Origin of the sequence: Klebsiella sp. MS 92-3 (genome assembly GCF_000195655.1) — a bacterium.
GTDB lineage: Bacteria > Pseudomonadota > Gammaproteobacteria > Enterobacterales > Enterobacteriaceae > Klebsiella > Klebsiella pneumoniae.
In genome coordinates this window covers 154433-156170 of sequence record NZ_GL882770.1, presented here as the reverse complement: position 1 = coordinate 156170, position 1738 = coordinate 154433, and the positions used below count along the sequence as shown (strand labels likewise).

The 1738-nt window shown below is 60.3% G+C and carries 2 protein-coding genes; both read right to left on the bottom strand.

Annotated features, from left to right (window positions below):
* Positions 1–55 precede the first annotated feature (55 nt).
* Positions 56–1066 (bottom strand): Holliday junction branch migration DNA helicase RuvB, encoded by a 1011-nt coding sequence (gene ruvB / locus HMPREF9538_RS19810; RefSeq protein WP_004148860.1) that lies wholly within the window; start codon positions 1064–1066, stop codon positions 56–58.
* 8 nt (positions 1067–1074) lie between these two features.
* Positions 1075–1686 (bottom strand): Holliday junction branch migration protein RuvA, encoded by a 612-nt coding sequence (gene ruvA / locus HMPREF9538_RS19815; protein ID WP_002911454.1) that lies wholly within the window; start codon positions 1684–1686, stop codon positions 1075–1077.
* Positions 1687–1738 lie beyond the last annotated feature (52 nt).

The window sequence follows — 1738 nt, the reverse complement described above, 5'->3', positions numbered from 1 at the left end:
AAGCCCGGTCACGCTGCTGACCGGGCTTCACCATAAACTGCTCAACCGCAACGCGCTACGGCATTTCCGGCGGCGTAATCCCGAAATGATTCCAGGCGCGCACCGTCGCCATTCTTCCCCGCGGCGTACGCTGCAGAAAGCCCTGCTGAATTAAGTAGGGCTCCAGTACATCTTCAATGGTTTCCCGCTCTTCGCCAATCGCGGCGGCGAGGTTATCCAGCCCCACCGGGCCGCCAAAGAACTTATCTATCACCGCCAGCAGCAGCTTACGGTCCATATAGTCGAACCCTTCCGCATCGACGTTAAGCATATCCAGCGCCTGGGCGGCAATATCGGCGGAGATGGTGCCGTCGTGGCGCACTTCCGCAAAGTCACGCACCCGGCGCAGCAGACGGTTGGCAATACGCGGCGTGCCGCGTGAACGGCGGGCTACTTCCAGCGCGCCCTCGTCGCTCATCTCCAGCCCCATATGGCGGGCGCTGCGGCTGACAATATGCTGCAGATCGGGGATCTGATAGAACTCCAGACGCTGCACGATGCCAAAGCGGTCGCGCAGCGGCGAGGTCAACGAACCGGCGCGGGTGGTGGCGCCGATCAGGGTAAACGGCGGCAGATCGATCTTGATGGAACGCGCCGCGGGACCTTCGCCAATCATAATATCCAGCTGGTAGTCTTCCATTGCCGGATAGAGCACCTCTTCCACCACCGGCGAGAGGCGATGGATCTCATCGATAAACAGAACATCGTGCGGTTCGAGGTTGGTGAGCATCGCGGCGAGATCGCCCGCCTTCTCCAGCACCGGGCCGGAGGTGGTACGCAGATTCACCCCCATTTCATTGGCGACGATATTGGCCAGGGTGGTTTTCCCCAACCCTGGCGGGCCAAAAATCAGCAGGTGATCGAGGGCGTCGCCGCGCAGCTTCGCCGCCTGGATAAAGATCTCCATCTGCGAACGCACCTGCGGCTGGCCGACATACTCTGCCAGCAATTTTGGGCGGATGGCGCGGTCAGCGGCCTCTTCAAAGCCGCTGCTGTCTGCCGATACCAGCCGGTCTGCTTCAATCATCCCTTACCTCACAACGCAGCGCGCAGCGCTTCGCGAATTAGCGTTTCACTGTTGGCGTCCGGACGCGCGATCTTGCTGACCATCCGGCTGGCCTCCTGCGGTTTATAGCCCAGCGCGACCAGCGCGGCAACCGCTTCCTGCTCGGCATCGTCCGCCGTTGGGCCTGCCGGCGAGGTCAGCACCAGATCGGCCGCCGGGGTGAACAGGTCGCCGTGCAGCCCTTTGAAGCGATCTTTCATCTCAACGATCAGACGTTCAGCGGTTTTTTTGCCAATCCCCGGCAGCTTCACCAGCGAGGCGACCTCTTCCCGTTCAACGGCGTTGACGAACTGCTGCGCCGACATGCCGGAGAGGATCGCCAGCGCCAGCTTGGGCCCCACGCCGTTGGTTTTAATCAGCTCTTTAAACAGGGTACGTTCCTGTTTGTTGTTAAACCCATACAGCAGCTGGGCATCTTCACGTACCACAAAGTGGGTGAAGACGATCGCCTCCTGCCCGGCCTCCGGCAGCTCATAGAAGCAGGTCATTGGCATATGCACTTCATAGCCGACGCCCGCCGTTTCCAGCAACACCAGCGGGGGTTGTTTTTCGAGAATGATGCCTCTGAGTCTGCCTATCACGTGGGGCTCCTGCGTTATGGTCTAAGTATCTGGCGGTATCATAAAAAAAGGG